Annotated in this window: 14 protein-coding genes; 10 read left to right on the top strand and 4 right to left on the bottom strand. The window is 47.8% G+C overall.

Going from position 1 to position 17,139, the window contains the following annotated elements:
* Nucleotides 1–73 precede the first annotated feature (73 nt).
* From sppA to ACXAD4_RS05360, 3 genes are all read left to right on the top strand, one after another.
* Nucleotides 74–1,924, top strand: a complete 1,851-nt coding sequence (gene sppA, locus ACXAD4_RS05370; protein WP_475239337.1) for a signal peptide peptidase SppA — start codon at nt 74–76, stop codon at nt 1,922–1,924.
* A 90-nt stretch (nt 1,925–2,014) separates the two neighbouring features.
* Nucleotides 2,015–3,025: an asparaginase gene (gene ansA, locus ACXAD4_RS05365; RefSeq protein ID WP_475239335.1), complete on the top strand. Its 1,011-nt coding sequence runs from the start codon at nt 2,015–2,017 to the stop codon at nt 3,023–3,025.
* Between the two features lie 131 nt (nt 3,026–3,156).
* Nucleotides 3,157–3,825 (top strand): glutathione S-transferase family protein, encoded by a 669-nt coding sequence (locus tag ACXAD4_RS05360; RefSeq protein WP_475239333.1) that lies wholly within the window; start codon nt 3,157–3,159, stop codon nt 3,823–3,825.
* A 26-nt stretch (nt 3,826–3,851) separates the two neighbouring features.
* On the opposite strand, the gene ACXAD4_RS05355 is transcribed toward ACXAD4_RS05360, so the two are convergent.
* On the bottom strand, nt 3,852–4,160 hold the full coding sequence (locus ACXAD4_RS05355; protein WP_475239332.1) for a YeaC family protein: 309 nt from the start codon (nt 4,158–4,160) through the stop codon (nt 3,852–3,854).
* 195 nt (nt 4,161–4,355) lie between these two features.
* Between ACXAD4_RS05355 and ACXAD4_RS05350 the strand changes: the two genes are divergently transcribed.
* The gene (locus ACXAD4_RS05350; protein WP_475239329.1) at nt 4,356–5,168 is read left to right on the top strand and encodes a DUF2989 domain-containing protein; all 813 of its coding nucleotides are present in this window, start codon (nt 4,356–4,358) and stop codon (nt 5,166–5,168) included.
* 96 nt (nt 5,169–5,264) lie between these two features.
* Here ACXAD4_RS05350 and msrB read toward each other — a convergent pair whose 3' ends face one another.
* A complete protein-coding gene (gene msrB / locus ACXAD4_RS05345) occupies nt 5,265–5,681 on the bottom strand; it encodes a peptide-methionine (R)-S-oxide reductase MsrB (protein ID WP_475239327.1) in 417 nt (138 codons plus the stop codon).
* A 348-nt stretch (nt 5,682–6,029) separates the two neighbouring features.
* On the opposite strand from msrB, the gene gap reads away from it, so the two are divergent.
* The gene (gap, locus tag ACXAD4_RS05340) at nt 6,030–7,025 is read left to right on the top strand and encodes a type I glyceraldehyde-3-phosphate dehydrogenase (RefSeq protein ID WP_039459186.1); all 996 of its coding nucleotides are present in this window, start codon (nt 6,030–6,032) and stop codon (nt 7,023–7,025) included.
* Nucleotides 7,026–7,279: 254 nt separating this feature from the next.
* A complete protein-coding gene (locus ACXAD4_RS05335) occupies nt 7,280–8,155 on the top strand; it encodes a D-hexose-6-phosphate mutarotase (protein ID WP_475239325.1) in 876 nt (291 codons plus the stop codon).
* 84 nt (nt 8,156–8,239) lie between these two features.
* On the opposite strand, the gene ACXAD4_RS05330 is transcribed toward ACXAD4_RS05335, so the two are convergent.
* Complete coding sequence (locus tag ACXAD4_RS05330; protein WP_107298600.1) at nt 8,240–8,620, bottom strand: VOC family protein; 381 nt, start codon at nt 8,618–8,620, stop codon at nt 8,240–8,242.
* Nucleotides 8,621–9,193: 573 nt separating this feature from the next.
* Here ACXAD4_RS05330 and ACXAD4_RS05325 point away from each other — a divergent pair.
* The 3 genes from ACXAD4_RS05325 to ACXAD4_RS05315 are packed head-to-tail and all read left to right on the top strand — an operon-like array spanning nt 9,194 to nt 13,987.
* Complete coding sequence (locus tag ACXAD4_RS05325; RefSeq protein WP_475239323.1) at nt 9,194–11,128, top strand: PrkA family serine protein kinase; 1,935 nt, start codon at nt 9,194–9,196, stop codon at nt 11,126–11,128.
* A 34-nt stretch (nt 11,129–11,162) separates the two neighbouring features.
* Entirely contained in the window at nt 11,163–12,434 is a 1,272-nt protein-coding gene (locus ACXAD4_RS05320) for a YeaH/YhbH family protein (protein ID WP_475239321.1), read from the top strand.
* Nucleotides 12,435–12,457: 23 nt separating this feature from the next.
* On the top strand, nt 12,458–13,987 hold the full coding sequence (locus tag ACXAD4_RS05315; protein ID WP_475239319.1) for a SpoVR family protein: 1,530 nt from the start codon (nt 12,458–12,460) through the stop codon (nt 13,985–13,987).
* An 83-nt stretch (nt 13,988–14,070) separates the two neighbouring features.
* Here the strand turns inward: ACXAD4_RS05315 and fadR are convergent, their stop codons facing one another.
* On the bottom strand, nt 14,071–14,922 hold the full coding sequence (gene fadR / locus ACXAD4_RS05310; protein WP_475239316.1) for a fatty acid metabolism transcriptional regulator FadR: 852 nt from the start codon (nt 14,920–14,922) through the stop codon (nt 14,071–14,073).
* A gap of 559 nt (nt 14,923–15,481) precedes the next feature.
* On the opposite strand from fadR, the gene nhaB reads away from it, so the two are divergent.
* Entirely contained in the window at nt 15,482–17,074 is a 1,593-nt protein-coding gene (gene nhaB, locus ACXAD4_RS05305) for a Na(+)/H(+) antiporter NhaB (protein ID WP_475239314.1), read from the top strand.
* Nucleotides 17,075–17,139 lie beyond the last annotated feature (65 nt).

The following is a 17,139-nucleotide window of genomic DNA, read 5'->3' as shown; positions in this document are numbered from 1 at the left end:
ATTATTACGTCCAATCTTATATAGATTGAGAAATAAGCAGGCCTCGAGCCTTGGCGAAAAATCAGGAAACTTCATGAAAGTGATCTTTAAAGGAATTGGCAAAATCTTCCGTTGGATATGGAAACTGATCAGCTTTACCCGCCAGCTGATCATCAACTTACTATTCCTCATTATCATTGGCGCGCTGTTCTTCGCTTTCACCGAGAGTGGCAAAGAGCCAGAGCTACCAGAACAAGCAGCATTAGTATTGGATCTTTCTGGGCCAATCGTTGAGCAGCGTAGCTATACCAGTCCGCTTGATAGCCTTACCAGCAGTGCATTCGGCAATGAACAAACGCAAGAAAACGTACTGTTCGACATTGTCGACACCCTGCGTACTGCCGCCACTGATGAGCGGATCACCGGTCTGGTGCTCAACCTACGTGACATGAGCGAAACCAACCTGACCAAGCTGCGCTACATCGCCAAAGCACTTAAGGAATTCAAGGAGTCCGGCAAGCCGGTCTATGCCATTGGCGATCACTACAAGCAAAGCCAGTACTACCTATCGAGCTACGCCGACAAAGTCTTCATGTCACCAGATGGCGGTGTCATGCTAACCGGTTACGGCAGCTATACCCTTTACTACAAGAGCTTGTTCGAGAAGCTTAACGTCAATACCCATGTCTTCCGTGTCGGTACCTACAAATCCTTTGTCGAACCTTATACCCTCGATGGTATGTCTGACGAAGCCCGTGAAGCCAACACAGCATGGCTAAACCAGCTTTGGGGAGCTTACACCTCTGATGTCGCTAATAACCGCCAGATTGAGGCCAGCACACTAACACCGCAGCTTGATCAGTTTGTTATCGAACTGAAAAGCGTCGATGGTGATTTCGCCAAACTGAGCGAAAAAATGGGCTTGGTCGATGAGCTCGTTAACCGTCCTCAGCTTCGCAAACTGCTTATCGATACTTTCGGCGAGAACGACGACCACAGCTTCAACCAGATCAGCTACTACGACTACCAGCCAACCATTGGAGATATCCAGCTACCAAGTGACAACCAAATCGCTGTTGTGGTCGCAAGCGGTGCCATCATGGACGGCCCACAGCAAAGGGGCAATGTTGGCGGTGATACCACTGCGGCCCTACTGCGCGAAGCTCGTCTTGATGACAAAGTGAAATCGGTTATTCTCCGTGTCGATAGTCCGGGGGGCAGCGCCTTTGCATCTGAAGTGATCCGTAACGAAGTCGATGCGCTGAAAGCGGCAGGCAAGCCTGTGGTGGTATCCATGTCGAGTGTCGCGGCATCAGGTGGTTACTGGATTTCATCATCTGCTGACAAGATCATGGCACAGCCAACTACCATTACCGGCTCGATTGGCATTTTTGCCATCTTGACCACGTTCGAAAAAGGCTTGGAGAAGATGGGCATTTACAGTGACGGGGTCGGCACAACGCCATTCTCCGGTGTCGGTGTAACCCGCGAGCTACCTGAAGGTATCGCCGAGATCTTCCAGCTGGGTATTGAGAACGGTTACCAACGCTTTATCGGCCTAGTCAGCCAAAACCGCGATATGACACTTGAGCAAGCAGACAGTGTTGCTCAGGGTCGGGTCTGGACCGGTAAGGATGCCCTAGCCCTGGGTCTTGTCGATGAACTCGGTGACTTCGATGATGCCATTGCCAGTGCCGCCGAACTGGCAACGCTGGGTGAAGACTACGAAGTACGCTGGATGGCTAAGCCGTTGAGTACAGCTGAAATGTTCATGCAACAGTTCAGCGCTGAAGCCAAAGCCTACCTCCACCAGATGGTGTGGGGAGAGTTGCCAGAAACAATGCAACCAGTTACACAAAAAGTTGTAACAGACCTTTCCACCCTTGGTAACTTCAATGATCCAAAAGGGCAATATGCCTTCTGTGTAAACTGCCCGGATCTTTAAAAGTGAGATCAGCCCGGCAAACGCCGGGCTTTTTTTACGCTACATACCCCGTATAATGCGCCCACCAAACCGATAATTCTGTACCTTCATATGGAAAGAAAACACATTTACATCGCCTACACAGGCGGCACAATTGGTATGCAGAAGTCAGACCATGGCTACGTACCAGTTGCTGGTTTTATGGAACAGCAATTGGAAAGCATGCCAGAATTCCATCGTGCAGAAATGCCAAAGTTCACCATCCACGAATATGATCCCCTGATCGATTCGTCGGATATGACGCCAGCGGATTGGCAGCGCATTGCTGATGATATTAAAGCGAACTACGACAAGTACGACGGTTTTGTGATCCTGCATGGTACGGATACCATGGCATATACCGCCTCTGCTCTGTCTTTTATGTTCGAAAACCTCGACAAGCCTGTGATTGTCACCGGTTCGCAAATTCCGCTTGCGGAGCTGCGATCTGACGGCCAGAGCAACTTGCTCAATGCCCTTCACGTTGCCGCGAATTACCCGATCAATGAAGTCACTGTGTTCTTCAACAACAAACTGATCCGTGGTAACCGCAGCACCAAAGCCCATGCAGACGGATTCGGTGCCTTTATTTCACCAAACCTACCACCGCTGCTGGAAGCCGGTATCAACATCCAACTCAACAATGTTGAAATCGACAAGAAGCCGGAAGGTGCATTCAAGGTCCACAACATTACCCCACAGCCGATTGGCGTGATCACCATGTACCCGGGGATCTCACCAGAAGTGATCCGCAATACCCTACGCCAGCCGGTCAATGCGATGATCCTGCTGACCTTCGGTGTCGGTAATGCCCCGCAGAATACAGAACTGCTGGAACAGCTAAAGGAAGCCAGCGACCGTGGTGTGATCGTCATGAACCTGACCCAGTGCCTGTCGGGCAAGGTCAACATGGGCGGGTACGCAACAGGTTGTGCCCTGGCCGATGCCGGCGTCTTAAGTGGTTACGATATGACGCCAGAGGCTGCTCTGGCCAAGCTGCACTTCCTGCTAAGCCAAGAGCTTCCGGTAGAAACCGTACGCAGCCTGATGCAACAAGACCTGCGTGGCGAGCTAACCCTCTAAGCCCCCCACTTTGCATCACTAAAGCAAATCAAACGGCAGCCTTGGGCTGCCGTTTTTATTGTTCTTCTCTCAAAATCAACTACTCAGCTACACTTTGACTATTCCTGTCAGCGAAAGGCCTTGCGTACATTATGATCCTACATGGCTCCTCGATTTCACCGTTTGTCAGAAAAATCATGCTGGCCCTTGCCTATAAAGGGATCACCTACGAGCTTCAGCCCCTCAACCCCTATGTCGAAAAAGAGCTGGCTCAAAAGCGCCATCCGCTGGGCAAAGTACCTGTATTGGAAGTCGATCAGCACAGCATCATGGACTCGACGGTGATAGCCCACTACCTTGACGATCAGTTCCCTGTTCCCCCTTTGTACCCCGGTAACGCACTGACCAGAGCTAAGATCCGCTGGCTGGAAGAGTATGCAGACACCCGTCTCACTTCATTGATCGGCGGGGTGCTGTTCTACCAAAAAATACTGAGGGGAAAAATGCTCGACAAAGAGGTTGATGAAGAAGCGGTCGAGCAGTGCCTCGAGCATCACCTGCCCAGAGCTATCCAATACTTGGAAGAACAGCTTCCAGAGCAAGGCTATATTGGCGATCATTTGTCGATGGCGGAAATCAGCCTGTGGAGCGTATTGCGAAGTGGTTGGATGGCAGGGTTGCGTTTCTCCCACTACCCGTTACTAGATAACTATTTGGCCTGTATCGAACAGGAGCCGTGGGTGGCTAACTTAGTTGGGGAAGAAGACCACGAGCTGTCAGGCTTCTATTGCCCGCCCGTGGTATTGGGTACGATTAAATAAAAGAGTAAGTGCGGCTGGGTGCTAACTTACAGTTGGTCATGCTCGAAACGAGCAATATCGTCAGTCGCCCTCTCTGATACTGAAGTATTGTCACCCGAGAACTCTTTTTTCAGCTCCGCCTTGGACTTAAATTTAATCTCCCCTCCTTTTTCCACTGTCATATGCGCAGCTTCGGCATTGTGGCGAGACTGATAGAGCATAACAGCCTGCATAGAAGAGTCACGCTGCTCAGGTGTCAGCGGTGTGCCGTCTGGCCATTTACCAATTTCAACGGCAGTGGCAAGGCGCTGGTAAACTTCTGGGGTCATAGCGTTAAGCAGTGTCTCGAGTTCCATGGCTGTTCTATTTTCCTTTTATTAGCATTTCTTGCTCGCAGTAATAACAGTTTCCTCTAAAGCTCGCCAAGAATACGTCGATAAAATGCTTGGGGGATCACACTGCTGAAAATCAGCGGCCCGCCGCAGTCTTTTATCTCTATTTTGATAAACTCGTTAACAAGATTCACATTATTGAAGTTACTGAAAAGCCAAATGAGAAAACCCGCGCGACAACTCACCCTATTATTGGCCAGCTTGGTCTTGCTCAGCGGTTGCTTCGAACGTCACCGTTCAACGGACAGCTTGTGTCAGGCTGAGCCACAACTATGTGCTGACACCAACCTCAATGATGGTCAGTGCCGCCTCCAGCGGGTCAACCTTATTTGGCAACGTTACGATGTGCTAAAAAACCCGACAGATAAAGAGAAGTTCAAAGAGCTCAAATATACCTACGACTACCAGAAATGCTTGGAGTATGCCGCGCGTATTGAGCCAACCGAACTGAAAGAACGAAAAACCCTCCGTACTCAGGCAATGCTAAGCGCGTATGCCTCGATAAAGCGCCTCAACGAAGAGCTAGCACAATCAAACGACCCGGAAATCCTGTATTTTCGCTGGAGTCAGGGTGATCAAGATGCCTTACGCAAGTTCCTGAGACTAGAAGGTAGCGAGGTAATGGAAACCCCAGAGATGCAGTTGGCACTGGCGACCTTCTATACCACCAAAGATCAGGAGAAGACGGTTGTCTTGCTCAAGCGTGCCCTGGAGCTTTACGGAAGCCGGCCGAAGATTAAACCAGAAATCATCCAAAGCTTAGCCACTTTATCTCATCAGCACGGGGAGACTGAGAAAGCCTACCTGTGGGCTAAAGTCGGCAGTGAGCTGTCGATGCCTGTGGCAAGCCAGGATAAATTGAATGCGTTTTACCCGATGAGCACAGAGCGACGCAGCGAGCTGGATGGTCAGGCTGTCAGCATTGCCCAGTCTCTTCGAGACGGCGATTTCAATGCCAGCATGGCCTATTAAGTTTTAGACTCCCTTCCCACCATCGCTTGCAAATAAAAAACGCCCTGCGGTTTAAAGCAGGGCGTCTTAATAAATTATAGAGGTGTGCAATGCTATTTAAGCATCGCCTTGTTGCCCGCTTTCCACATCCTCGTTATTAAAAATCAAGGATACCGAGTTCACACAATACCTTTCCCCGGTGGTTTTCGGCCCATCGGGGAAAACATGCCCAAGATGGCTGTCGCAATTGGCACAACGGATTTCAATCCGGTGCATGCCATGGCTGTTATCTTCCAGATAGCGGATAGCATCTCGCTCAATGGGTGCGTCGAAGCTCGGCCAGCCACAGCCTGAATCATACTTACCGCTTGAATGGAACAATGGCGCCTGGCAACACGTACAGCTATAAACACCTGTTTCGCGGTTATGGAGCAGTTTACCTGAGAATGGCGCTTCGGTTCCTTGCTCACGACAGATGTGATACTGCTCTTCCGTCAGTTTTTCACGCCAGTAAGAATCTGATTTGGCTGACATTATACTTCCTTCTTTTATTATTCACGTTATCAATTTTGAAAAATGGTTGCCATTTGCGTCAACTGTGGCACATACTTTCTGCTCGAAAGGATTTTACATCTTCACTGCTCATTTAAGCATATTTTGAATGAGCTTCGTGTTGATATTAAAAGTTAATAACAGCAATGATTGATATTCATACAACTTCTGTACGAATTTGCAGCGTTGTAGTGGGAATGTAAAAAAGATCCGAACTTTTTTTTGACCTTACGCAATTTAAGTTCGTTTTTCACTTGCAGCATCACATTAGATTCTGTAATTTTACTACCAGTTATCTTTCATTAGAAATTAAGTTGTGGAGCAACTGTAATGACTATCAAAGTAGGTATTAACGGTTTTGGCCGTATTGGACGTTTTGTTTTCCGTGCTTCTGTAGAGCGTAACGACATCGAAGTTGTTGGTATCAACGACCTTATCGACGTTGAGTACATGGCTTACATGCTTAAGTACGATTCAACTCACGGCCGCTTCAACGGTACTGTTGAAGTAGAAGGTGGCAACCTAATCGTTAACGGCAAAACAGTTCGCGTAACTGCAGAGCGTAACCCAGCGGACCTTAAGTGGGACGAAATCGGTGTTGACGTTGTTGCTGAAGCAACAGGTATTTTCCTAACTGACGAAACTGCTCGTCAGCACATCACTGCTGGTGCGAAGAAAGTTGTTCTAACTGGTCCATCTAAAGATGCGACTCCAATGATCGTTATGGGTGTTAACCAAGACACTTACGCTGGTCAAGACATCGTTTCTAACGCTTCTTGTACTACGAACTGCCTAGCGCCAATCGCTAAAGTTCTTAACGACAAGTTCGGCATCGAGTCTGGTCTTATGACTACTGTTCACGCAACTACAGCTACTCAGAAGACTGTTGACGGTCCTTCTGCTAAAGACTGGCGTGGTGGTCGTGGTGCTTCTCAGAACATCATCCCATCTTCAACTGGTGCTGCTAAAGCTGTAGGCGTTGTTCTTCCAGAACTAAACGGCAAACTAACTGGTATGGCTTTCCGCGTACCAACTGCTAACGTTTCTGTAGTTGACCTAACAGTTAACCTAAAAACTGGCGCATCTTACGAAGCTATCTGTGCAGCAATGAAAGAAGCTTCTGAAGGCGAACTAAAAGGCGTTCTAGGTTACACTGAAGATCAGGTTGTATCTCAGGACTTCATCGGTGAAGTACAGACTTCTGTATTCGATGCTAAAGCTGGTATCGCTCTAACTGATAACTTCGTTAAAGTTGTATCTTGGTACGACAACGAAATCGGTTACTCAAACAAAGTTCTAGACCTAATCGCTCACATCTCTAAGTAATGTAAGCTTTTAGCTAGATAATAAAAGGCGACGCTACGGTGTCGCCTTTTTTGTATCTGTGTATTGTACCCGTAGTTTTTTTACTTCCACACATGATATAGCGATAATAAGCAGCTAAAAAATAATTACAAATTTAACAAATATTTTTTAATAGAGACCTTTATTTTTTAAATAAAAATAAGTGTAAAATTGACTGTTACTTTTCCACCAAGGTGGCAATCATTTATACATTGCTACAACCAAAGGATAGTCTGATGGATTTCAATACTCTTCCAACAGTGGCGGCCTTATCCGATGCTGTCACTATCTGTGAATACCAAGGGATCAAAATTGTAAGAATCAGCCATGACCAGGCTGAAGCCGGCATTTCTCTGCATGGCGGACACCTTGTTTGGTTCAAGCCAAAGGGTGAAGACGATGTAATTTGGCTGAGCGAAAAAGCAGAATTCGATACCGCAAAAGCCATCCGCGGTGGGATCCCTGTCTGCTGGCCTTGGTTTGGCAAGGCCGCAGCACCATCACACGGCTTTGCCCGTAACAGTGAATGGGCCCTGAAAGAGCATCGTGAAAACGATAATGGTGTAATTGTTGCTTTAACACTAACTGACACTGAAGCAACACGCGCAGTATGGCCGCACAAGTTCAGCAATGTATTGACGTTCGAAATTGGCTCGACCCTAAAAGTCTCGCTGACCTCCACCAATACCGACGACTCCGAGTGGAGTTTCTCTGGCGCACTTCATACTTATTTCAATGTAGAAAGCATCCACAACACCACCATCACTCAAATGGGTGGCGAATACCAGGATAGCACTCAAGAAGGTAAAATCTGTCAAGGTGGCGAGGAACTGAGATTTGAAGGTGAAGTTGACCGTGTTTACACGCAACCAGAATCTACAGTGATGATCCAAGACCACCAGCGTCGTCAGATTGCCGTGACTAACAGCGGTCATAATGCAGCCGTAATTTGGAACCCATGGCAGGAGCTTTCAATTAGCATGGCCGATATGGCCGACGATAGCTTCGAAACCATGGTATGCGTCGAATCAACCATTCACAACAGCAACAGCGTCACTCTTGCTCCTGGTGAGTCACATACCCTGACCACCGAAGTCAGTGTGAAACGCTAACAGCAAACTAGCTGTAAACGGGCAATGGCAATCATTATGAATGATACCTGACTGGTCTAACCGTCAGGTATCAATTCTAACGGCTCAAGCCAGCATTTGCGTGTTTGCTTCAATCAGTACCCAACCATTGCCATCGGGATCAGCAAAAGTCGCAAACCGTCCCCCAATTAAGGTCACAATCTCTGAGAGCGGCACTCCCCGGCTCGACAACTCATCATGGGTCGAGTGGATATCATCCGTCTGCACCACTAAACCCTGAACCGAGCCAGCTTTCATGCCACCAAAAGGCATCACCAAGCTAATTGTTGTCTCTGCCCCTCTTGGCGCGAGCTGAATCCAGCGTTTATGCTGATCCGCTTGATGGTCACGGATGAGCTCGAATCCCAACATATCGCGGTAAAACGCTAACGCCTGGTTTTGATCAGAAACGGGTATAGACACAGTATCAACACGAGAAATACTCATTAAATAGGCTCCCCCAACTCTCGGTACTTTTTTAGCTTAAGCCAGAGATTTTGATTTAGCTCTCAAAATAACTCCGGCTCGCATTTTTTTGACACTCCTCATTTAAACAATCAAATCAACGTTTCCCGCGCCGACTCCATGCTTATTTGCAATAATCACGATGGAAAATCTATTTTTTTGCAAAAAAGCCATCATGCCCTCCCCCAACGCCATTTATCACCATCTTGCAGCAATGAAATCCTTTGCATTCAGTAAATAGCTCTGAGCTGGAAATAAAATTCACCACATATGACTATCCATTTGTTCAAGCCACACCAATCACATTCCATCAACATTTTCGTGATTTTTTTTAAACACCAGCTCTTGCAGAACGCGATTTATAGGAGGATAGTAGATTAATGAGCAAAAATTATTCAGCTTGTAAGGAACACCGAAAAAGGAAATTTAGTTTATAAACCAACAACTCAGTCAAGCAATTTAATCAGTTAGGTCTAGTCTTAAGATATGGGGGATGTGAAAGATTTGTGTTTTCGTCCTTTCTAATTGATTAAAGAACGATTCAGGGGGCATACCATGAGTATTTTTGACCACTATCGTCAACGCTATGAAGAATCCAAGGATGAAGAGCTTTCATTGCAAGAGTTCCTTGAGATCTGTCGTAACGATCGTAGCTCTTACGTCAATGCAGCAGAGCGTCTGCTGATGGCTATCGGCGAACCAGAAATGATTGACACAGCTCAAGACCCACGCTTGAGCCGCCTTTTCTCCAACCGCGTGATTTCCCGCTATAAAACATTTGAAGATTTTTATGGTATGGAAGAAGCGATTGAGCAAATCGTTTCCTACCTCAAACATGCCGCACAAGGCCTAGAAGAGCGTAAGCAAATCCTCTATCTACTTGGTCCTGTAGGGGGCGGTAAATCATCATTGGCTGAAAAACTGAAAAGCCTCATGCAGAAGGTGCCAGTCTATGTGCTAACAGCCAACGGTGAGCGCAGCCCGGTTAACGATCATCCATTCTGTCTGTTCGACAAAGGTGAAGATGGCGATATCCTCAAGAAGGAATATGGCATTCCTGATCGCTACCTGAATACGATTATGTCTCCTTGGGCCGCCAAGCGCCTGCACGAGTTCGGTGGTGACATTACCAAATTCAAAGTCGTGAAAGTGCGTCCTTCTATTCTTGACCAAGTCGGTATTGCCAAGACCGAGCCCGGCGATGAGAACAACCAAGATATCTCGTCACTGGTTGGTAAAGTAGATATCCGTCAGCTTGAGCACTTCGCTCAGGATGACCCAGATGCCTATAGCTACTCCGGTGCACTCTGTAAGGCCAACCAAGGCCTGATGGAATTCGTCGAGATGTTCAAGGCACCGCTTAAAGTCTTGCACCCACTACTTACCGCGACGCAAGAAGGTAACTACAACGGTACCGAAGGGCTATCAGCACTGCCGTTTGACGGCATCATCTTGGCGCACTCAAACGAATCTGAGTGGCAGTCATTCCGTAACAACAAGAACAATGAAGCCTTCCTTGACCGTGTCTTCATTGTCAAAGTGCCATACTGTCTGCGTGTTTCCGAAGAAATCAAAATCTACGAGAAACTGCTGCAGAGCTCTGAGCTATCAGCGGCACCTTGCTCACCTTCTACCTTGGAAATTCTTGCCCGCTTCTCGGTGCTTTCTCGTCTGAAGGAGCCAGAGAACTCGAGCTTGTACTCGAAGATGCGTGTCTATGACGGTGAAACGCTCAAAGATACCGACCCGAAAGCCAAATCTTATCAGGAATACCGCGATTACGCCGGTGTTGATGAAGGGATGGCCGGCCTGTCTACCCGTTTCGCATTCAAGATCCTATCTCGCGTGTTCAACTTCGACCACTCCGAAGTGGCCGCTAACCCAGTCCACCTGTTCTATGTCCTAGAGCAGCAGATTGAACGAGAGCAGTTCCCGCAAGAGTTGGCCGAAAAATATCTTGAACACCTCAAGGGTTACCTAACACCTAAGTATGTCGAGTTTATCGGTAAAGAGATCCAGACCGCTTACCTAGAGTCCTACTCTGAGTACGGCCAGAACATCTTTGACCGCTATGTCAGCTATGCCGACTTCTGGATCCAAGACCAAGAATACCGTGACCCAGAAACCGGACAGCTATTCGACCGAGCTGCTCTGAACAACGAGCTGGAGAAAATCGAGAAACCAGCAGGCATCAGCAATCCGAAAGATTTCCGAAACGAAATCGTCAACTTCGTACTGCGTGCCCGTGCCAGCAACGCCGGTAAGAACCCGAACTGGACCAGCTACGAGAAACTTCGTACGGTTATCGAGAAGAAAATGTTCTCCAATACCGAAGAGCTGCTTCCAGTGATTTCATTCAATGCCAAAACATCTACCGAAGAGCAGAAGAAACATGATGACTTCGTTGCTCGTATGATGGAAAAAGGCTACACCCGTAAGCAGGTACGTCTACTTTCCGAGTGGTACCTACGCGTACGTAAGTCTTCTTAAGTTAGCGTGGATGGGATGAATAAGGGGAGAGCTTATGGCGCATTTTATAGACCGAAGGCTCAACGGTAAAAACAAAAGCACGGTAAACCGTCAGCGTTTCCTGCGTCGTCACAAGCAACAGATCAAAGAGTCTATTGCTGATGCGGTAAACAAGCGCTCGATTACCGATGTGGAAAGCGGTGAAGATATTACGATTCCGAACCGTGACATCCGCGAGCCAAGCTTTCACCAAGGCCGTGGTGGACAACGTGAAGTTGTCCACCCGGGCAACGACCAGTTCAGCCCCGGAGACCGAATTGAACGCCCCCAAGGAGGGGGCGGCCAAGGCGGTGCGGGTGAAGGACAGGCTAGCCCAGATGGTGAGGGCCAGGATGAATTCGTATTCCAAATCTCCAAAGATGAATATCTCGATCTGCTCTTTGAGGATTTGGAACTGCCAAACCTCGAGAAGAACCAGCTCAACAAAATTGTTGAGTGGAAAACTTTCCGCTCGGGCTACAAGTCGTCCGGCGTACCGGCCAATATTGCCATTGTAAAATCGCTCCAGAATTCCCTGGCGCGCCGAACGGCAATGACAGCAGGTAAACGCCGCCAACTTCGCGAGCTAGAGAAAATGCTGGATCTGCTCATGAACACCGAACCGGCTCAACCTTTCGAGGAAGAGCGGGTGAAAAACGAGATCCAGGCACTACGACAGAAGATCAGCAGCGTACCGTTCATTGATACCTTTGATCTACGCTACAAAAATTATGAGCGTCGACCTCAACCAAGCAGCCAGGCGGTAATGTTCTGCTTGATGGATGTCTCGGGCTCGATGGATCAGGCAACAAAAGATATGGCCAAACGCTTCTATATCTTGCTGTACCTGTTCCTCAACCGAACTTACAAGAATGTCGACGTAGTGTTTATTCGCCACCATACCCAAGCCAAAGAGGTGGATGAGCACGAGTTCTTCTACTCCCAGGAAACTGGGGGCACCATAGTGTCGAGTGCACTGCGGTTGATGAATGAGATTGTGAAGAAACGCTACTCTCCTTCCGAGTGGAATATCTACGCAGCACAAGCGTCGGATGGGGATAACTGGGCGGATGATTCACCGGGCTGTCGAGAGCTGCTGGACAAAGAGCTCCTGCCAGTTACCCGTTACTACTCATACATCGAAATCACACGCCGGGCACACCAAACACTATGGCGGGAATATGAGGCGCTACAAGCCAGCCACAGTAACTTTGCGATGCAGAACATAAGGAGTGTGGAAGACATTTTCCCTGTATTCCGGGAGCTATTTAAAAAGCAAGTCAGTTAACATCGCTTTAGGGGGAATGTGCTATGGAGACAGTCGCCAAATCTAAGACACTCAGTGACGGTCCAGATTGGACATTCGATTTGTTGGATCAGTATCATAAGGAAATCAAGCGGGTAGCTGACCACTACCGGCTTGATGCCTACCCCAACCAAATCGAGATCATCACTGCCGAACAAATGATGGATGCTTATTCCAGTATTGGTATGCCGATTAACTACCATCACTGGTCATTCGGTAAGCGTTTCATCGAAACCGAGCGGGGCTACAAACACGGTCAAATGGGCCTCGCCTACGAAATTGTGATCAACTCAGATCCCTGTATTGCCTATTTGATGGAAGAAAACACCATCACCATGCAGGCTCTGGTTATGGCCCACGCGTGCTACGGCCACAACTCGTTCTTTAAAGGCAATTACTTATTCAAGACATGGACCGATGCCAGCTCGATCATTGACTACCTGTTGTTCGCCCGTAAATATATCACCGAGTGTGAAGAAAAATACGGCGTCGATGAAGTTGAGAGGTTGCTGGATTCTTGCCATACGCTGATGAACTATGGCGTAGACCGTTACAAACGACCACAGAAGATTTCTATGGTCGAGGAAAAAGCGCGTCAGAAAGCCCGGGAAGATTACCTACAAACGCAAGTCAATTCCTTATGGCGTACTATCCCGATACAGCATGAGGAAGAAGTCGAAGCCGAAGAAGTGAGATTCCCGGCAGAGCCACAGGAGAATATCCTCTACTTTATCGAAAAGCATGCCCCATTACTGGAGCCATGGCAGCGTGAAGTGGTCAGGATCGTGCGTAAAGTCAGCCAGTATTTCTACCCGCAGAAACAGACCCAGGTTATGAACGAAGGGTGGGCAACCTTCTGGCATTACACCATCCTCAATCATCTTTATGACGAGGGCTTGGTAACGGATCGTTTCATCATTGAGTTCTTGCACAGCCATACCAATGTGGTGGCTCAGCCGGACTATAACAGTCCGTATTACAGTGGTATCAACCCCTATGCCTTGGGCTTTGCCATGTTCCAGGATATTCGCCGGATCTGTGAAAACCCAACCGAAGAGGATAAATACTGGTTCCCGGATATTGCCGGCAAGGACTGGCTGGATACGCTGCACTTTGCCATGGAGAACTTCAAGGACGAAAGCTTCATTAGCCAGTTCCTGTCTCCTAAGGTGATGCGTGATTTCAAACTGTTTGCTGTCAATGATGACGACCGCCATAACTATGTTGAAGTCAGCGCGATTCACAATGAGGAAGGCTACCGGATGATCAGAGAGAAACTGTCATCCCAGTACAACCTGAGCAACAATGAGCCGAATATCCAAGTTTGGAACGTTGCTTTGAAAGGTGATCGCTCGCTAACCTTGCGTTATGTTCCTCATAACCGGATCCCGTTAGCCAACAGCCACCAAGAAGTGCTCAAACACCTGCACCGCCTATGGGGCTTTGATGTGACATTGGAAGAGGAATTACCGGACGGCCGCTCCCACATTTTGGGGACTTGCCCGAACCGGGCCCAGTACAATACGGAGATATAATTGCTACACAGCTGTTAATATTCAGATACAAAAAGGAGATGCCGAGGCATCTCCTTTTTTATGCTACGCAGAAAAAACTCGAATTACTGCTCTTCTTCGTACAGGTAACGAGCAATTTCAATACGGTTGGCATACCAAATCGCCCCACTCTCGCGACCGTATTTGCGGATACGATCAGCGACCATGTCTGGTTGGCTGTTATCACAGTAAGACTTCATATCACGGTAGAAGTCGAGTGCTAGTTCACACGCTTCCTTAGACATGAAGTAGTAACCACCAACACGGGTGTAGATTTTGCGAAGGCCATTGATAGTCAGTACGTACAACGTATTGCCCGACTTAGAGGCCAAGCCCTGGAACATACGGTAGTCGAAGTAGTTGAATGCGCGGGCACGGGAAATCGCCTCACACAATTCAGGATCGTCTTTGCCGTATTTATCAACAATCTTCTTCACCTCCTGCATCAGCTCTGCTTTGTCTTCGCTTTGCTCGATGTAGTCAGAGAAACTGTCGGCTTTCAACAAGGCTTCGCACTCTTCAATCACGTGGTTGATCAGCGCTGAAGACTCTTCCGGGTTACCCTTAACGGCATAACGCATATAAACGCTACTGATGTCGGTACGAGCTGAAAGCAAATCTTCCAGAACGCCCTGAACATCTTGGCCGTCGAGTGTAATAAGGGTGTCGAGAATATTCAGGCCAGAGGTGTCCATGTAGTTGTTCACCCGGGTCGGCTTACCGTGTTGGATAGTTAACCAACCATCACGAGCCAGACGCTGCAATACCTCACGAAGAGTCGTTCGTGTAACACCAATTAGTTCAGACAACTCTCGTTCTGCGGGAAGGATTGAGCCCTGTGGGAAGTGATTATTCCAGATACTCTCAATAATATATTTCTCAGCAAATGTTGCTGGGCTATCAGCCTTTATAACCATCTGATCAGTTTTCCAGTTGCTTCTTGCTCTATTTTTATTAACTCATCATACCACCAGTCTTTACCTAATGCCTACCTAATTACTAAAAGAAGTATCCTAGTTATCTATTTATAACCATGCAGTCTGTAGTGTTTGATATGCACCCGGTATATCTCAAGCACGCAAAATTCCGCTCAAATATTCGTCGGACTAAAACTTGACTGAGCTCAACGTAAAATGAAAATTGTAAGCATATATTTCATGGCTACGTGGAAAATACCTGTACAAGCCATGTTTTAGGATGAATGTTCATAATCTTAAATAAGTTCATCTCTAAGCACTTGACTGCGATGGATCACGCGGTAGAGTTAGCACGTTTTCACTCTGGGAGCTGAATGGATGCTGCTGCCTGCTTTAAGTTAAACACCATCAAGGAAATGGTCTTTAGCTTAGAGGGTCTCAATAGAACACTTAACCAGAACAATAACATAATGGTTATCCTGCTCTCGGACTTCAAAAGGCAAGATAGCAACGCAGCTCATAATTATTAGTATTTGCGTATATCAAGAGACTCGAACAAATGGCAATTTCGCTAGGGAACGCCTTTATAAAAAACTTCCTAGGAAAAGCACCCGACTGGTACAAAGTCGCGATCATTGCTTTCCTGATCATCAACCCGATTGTTTTCTTTTTCGTTGACCCATTCGTTGCAGGCTGGCTACTCGTTGTCGAGTTCATCTTCACCCTGGCGATGGCGCTGAAATGTTATCCTCTGCAGCCTGGCGGCTTACTGGCTATCGAAGCGGTCGCTATCGGGATGACCAGCCCCGAGATGGTCAAACACGAATTGGTTGCCAATATTGAAGTTCTATTGCTACTGATCTTCATGGTCGCCGGCATTTACTTCATGAAACAATTGCTGCTTTATATCTTCACCAAGATACTGATCGGCATTCGTTCAAAAACCTTACTGTCATTGTCATTCTGTGTCATGGCGGCCTTCCTGTCTGCCTTTCTGGATGCATTGACCGTGATCGCCGTTGTGATCAGCGTGACCATTGGTTTCTACAGCATTTACCACAAAGTAGCTTCAGGCCAGGAGCCTCATGCTTCGCACGACCATACCTCGGACAGCCATATCCTGGAAGTCAGCCGAGATGACCTGGAAAACTACCGAGCATTCCTGCGCAGCCTACTTATGCACGCGGGTATCGGTACCGCGCTGGGTGGTGTAATGACCATGGTGGGTGAACCGCAAAACCTGATCATCGCCGATCAGGCTGGTTGGTTATTCGGCGAGTTTATCCTCCGCATGCTACCTGTCACCCTGCCGGTATTCCTTTGCGGTATCGTCACCTGTGTGTTGGTCGAGAAGTTCCAGATCTGTGGCTACGGTGCCCGTCTTCCTGAAAACGTTCGCCGTATCTTGGTTGAATTCGACAATGAAGAACGTAAACGCCGTACCAACCTAGACTACGCCAAACTTGTGGTACAAGTTATCATTGCCATCTGGCTGATCGTTGGTCTTGCAATGCACCTTGCAGCTGTTGGTCTCATCGGCCTGACAGTCATTATTCTTGCCACCTCGTTCACCGGTATTACCGACGAGCATGCACTGGGTAAAGCATTTGAAGAAGCACTGCCGTTCACCGCGCTTTTGGCTGTATTCTTCTCGATTGTTGCAGTGATCATCGACCAGCACCTGTTTGCGCCTATTATCGAAATGGTATTGAGCCTGGAAGGTAGCATGCAGATGACCATGTTCTACATTGCCAATGGCCTACTTTCCATGGTGTCTGACAATGTGTTCGTCGGCACGGTGTATATCAATGAAGTCAAAGCGGCATTGCTGGATGGTGTCATTACCCGTGATCAGTTTGATATGCTAGCCGTAGCAATCAACACCGGTACTAACCTACCGTCTGTGGCAACACCGAATGGTCAAGCAGCCTTCCTGTTTGCTTTGACATCGGCACTGGCACCGCTCATTCGCCTGTCTTACGGCCGCATGGTATACATGGCGCTGCCATACACCATCGTGCTGTCACTGGTTGGCTTGGCCTGTATCGAGTTCACGCTGGTACCAATGACACAGTGGTTCTATGACCTTGGCTGGATCACCCAGGGAGCGGTGGAGGCTGCTTCACAAATTGCCCCGGCGGTTGGCCATTAATTGAATTTTTTCAATATCTGATTGTCTGTATTAAAGCCCTGAATCATCAGGGCTTTATTGTATTT

This window comes from Photobacterium sp. AWH4_225, assembly GCF_056158405.1.
The sequence above is the reverse complement of the archived record's forward strand: the minus strand, read 5'-3'. Positions and strand labels throughout refer to the sequence as shown.

Bases quoted from the DNA above. Each gene is read 5' to 3' on its own strand.
- sppA (WP_475239337.1), top strand. From the start codon at position 74: ATGAAAGTGATCTTTAAAGGAATTGGCAAAATCTTCCGTTGGATATGG.
- ansA (WP_475239335.1), top strand. From the start codon at position 2,015: ATGGAAAGAAAACACATTTACATCGCCTACACAGGCGGCACAATTGGT.
- ACXAD4_RS05360 (WP_475239333.1), top strand. From the start codon at position 3,157: ATGATCCTACATGGCTCCTCGATTTCACCGTTTGTCAGAAAAATCATG.
- ACXAD4_RS05355 (WP_475239332.1), bottom strand. From the start codon at position 4,160: ATGGAACTCGAGACACTGCTTAACGCTATGACCCCAGAAGTTTACCAG.
- ACXAD4_RS05350 (WP_475239329.1), top strand. From the start codon at position 4,356: ATGAGAAAACCCGCGCGACAACTCACCCTATTATTGGCCAGCTTGGTC.
- msrB (WP_475239327.1), bottom strand. From the start codon at position 5,681: ATGTCAGCCAAATCAGATTCTTACTGGCGTGAAAAACTGACGGAAGAG.
- gap (WP_039459186.1), top strand. From the start codon at position 6,030: ATGACTATCAAAGTAGGTATTAACGGTTTTGGCCGTATTGGACGTTTT.
- ACXAD4_RS05335 (WP_475239325.1), top strand. From the start codon at position 7,280: ATGGATTTCAATACTCTTCCAACAGTGGCGGCCTTATCCGATGCTGTC.
- ACXAD4_RS05330 (WP_107298600.1), bottom strand. From the start codon at position 8,620: ATGAGTATTTCTCGTGTTGATACTGTGTCTATACCCGTTTCTGATCAA.
- ACXAD4_RS05325 (WP_475239323.1), top strand. From the start codon at position 9,194: ATGAGTATTTTTGACCACTATCGTCAACGCTATGAAGAATCCAAGGAT.
- ACXAD4_RS05320 (WP_475239321.1), top strand. From the start codon at position 11,163: ATGGCGCATTTTATAGACCGAAGGCTCAACGGTAAAAACAAAAGCACG.
- ACXAD4_RS05315 (WP_475239319.1), top strand. From the start codon at position 12,458: ATGGAGACAGTCGCCAAATCTAAGACACTCAGTGACGGTCCAGATTGG.
- fadR (WP_475239316.1), bottom strand. From the start codon at position 14,922: ATGGTTATAAAGGCTGATAGCCCAGCAACATTTGCTGAGAAATATATT.
- nhaB (WP_475239314.1), top strand. From the start codon at position 15,482: ATGGCAATTTCGCTAGGGAACGCCTTTATAAAAAACTTCCTAGGAAAA.